Source organism: Rhizocola hellebori, assembly GCF_016862955.1.
Lineage (GTDB): Bacteria > Actinomycetota > Actinomycetes > Mycobacteriales > Micromonosporaceae > Rhizocola > Rhizocola hellebori.
This window is the reverse complement of sequence record NZ_BONY01000179.1, coordinates 1-2176: the sequence shown is the minus strand read 5'-3', so window position 1 is coordinate 2176 and position 2176 is coordinate 1. Positions and strand designations below refer to the sequence as shown.

At 68.6% G+C, this 2176-nt stretch carries 1 protein-coding gene; it reads left to right on the top strand.

The genetic code is table 11. The features are described 5' to 3' along the window. Nucleotides 1-2176, top strand: a 2176-nt coding sequence (locus tag Rhe02_RS49345) for a non-ribosomal peptide synthetase (RefSeq protein ID WP_203915537.1), incomplete at both ends; no start/stop codon positions are given.

The following is a 2176-nucleotide window of genomic DNA, read 5'->3' as shown; positions in this document are numbered from 1 at the left end:
CCCTCGACCACCAAGACCTCCCCTTCGAACGACTCGTCGAACACCTCCAACCCACCCGCTCCCTAGCCCGCCACCCCCTCTTCCAAGTCGCCCTCACCGTTGACCGGGACGGCTGGCTCGACCTGGCCGGGCTGAACACCGTCTCCGAGGAAGCGCCCTTCGACACCGCGAAGTTCGACCTGTTCTTCGCTTTCGTCTCCCGCGACGACGAAGGCGACCTCGACGTGAAGGTGACCTACGCCAAGGATCTGTTCACCCGGTCCAGCGCCGAGGTGCTCGCCCAGCGCCTGGTGGATCTGCTGGTCCAGGTCGCCGCCCGGCCGGAGTCGCCGCTGGGCGGGATCGACATCATGACCGCCGCGGAACGCAGACGGGTGCTCGAGGAGTTCAACGACAACACGCCCCGCGTGCCGCTGGAAACCCTGCCCGCCCTCTTCGAAAGGCAGGTGAGCCAGACCCCGCAAGCGGTCGCGGTCGTCGCCGACACCGAGATCACCTATGAGCAGCTCAACGCCCGCGCCAACCGGCTGGCGCATCACCTGGCCAGCCACGGCGTCGGGCCGGACGTGCACGTCGCCGTCTCGATGGGCCGGTCGCTGGAGCTGGTGACAGCGCTGCTGGCGGTGAGCAAGGCGGGCGGCTGCTTCGTTCCGGTCGACCCGACCTATCCGCAGCCGCGTAAGCAGCGCATTCTCGATGACACCAGCCCCGCGGTCGTCCTCGTCGACGATCCCGGCCAGTTGCCCGCCAGCGATGCGGTGATGCTGGTCGCCGGAAGCGAGCTGTGGCGCGAAATCGGCGGCCTGCCCGAGGAAAACCCGCGGCCGTCGCTGTCCTTGGACAACGGTTCCTACGTGATTTACACGTCCGGATCGACCGGGGTGCCGAAGGGCGCGACGCTCACCCATCGCGGCATCACCCGTCTGCTGCACCGGTTCCGCGAGGACTTCGAGGTCCGGCCGGGCAGCCGCATCCTGCAGATCTCGTCCATCGGCTTCGACGGCTCGGTCTGGGAGATGCTGATGGCTCTGCTGGCGGGCGGCGCGGTGATCCCGTTCGACCCGCAGCGGCTGGTCAACGCGACCGGCGCCGATGCCGAGCTGATCGGTCAGACTACCCATGTCACGGTCACGCCCACCCTGCTCGCCTCGCTGACCCACGACACCTTCCCCGACAGCGCGATGCTCATCGTGGCCGGCGAGGAGGTTCCGCAATGGCTGGTGGACTCGTGGTCACCGCAATTCCGCCTGGTGAACTCCTACGGTCCGAGCGAGGCGACGGTCATCACCACCGGGGCATGGCTGATCGGTGGCGTGCCGGTCAATCTCGGCATCCCGGTCGCCAACACCGATGTCTATGTGTTGGATCAATTTTTGCAGCCGGTACCGGTAGGCGTCGCCGGTGAGCTCTACGTCGCCGGACCCGGGCTGGGCCGTGGCTACGTGGGCCGCCGGGGTCAGACCGCGTCGCGTTTCGTGGCCTGCCCGTTCGGGGCCGCCGGTCAGCTGATGTACCGAAGCGGCGACGTGGTGCGCTGGGATTCGGCGGGCCGTCTGGTGTTCATCGGGCGGTCGGACGACCAGGTCAAGATCCGGGGCTTCCGGATCGAGCTGGGTGAGATCGAGACCGCGCTGTCCGCGATCGCCGGTGTCCGGCAGGTCGCGGTGGTGATGCGTGAGGATCAGCCCGGGGACAAGCGGCTGGTGGCCTACGTCGTTCCCGCCGAAGGCGCGGCGGCGGACGTGCCGCGGATGCGCCGCGAGCTGACTTCGCGGCTTCCCGAGTACATGGTCCCCTCCGCGTTCGTGACCATGGACGCCTTGCCGTTGACCCCCAACGGAAAGCTGAATCGGCGGGCGTTGCCGGCCCCGGTCTACGGCTTGACCGCCGGTCACGGGGTGCCCCGCACCGCGCGGCAGGAAGTGTTGTGCCAGTTGTTCGCCGGGGTGCTGGGCCTGCCGCAGGTCGGTGTGCACGACAACTTCTTCGACATCGGCGGGCATTCGCTGCTGGCCACCCGGGTGCTCAACCGCATCCGGTCCACGCTGGGCGTCGAGATCGGGGTGCGGACCCTTTTCGAAAACCCGACCGTCGCCGCGCTCGAGCCCCATCTCGTCTCGGCCACCGCCCGGCCTCGCCTCACCCAAATCGCCAACCGGCCCGAGCAGCTTCCGCT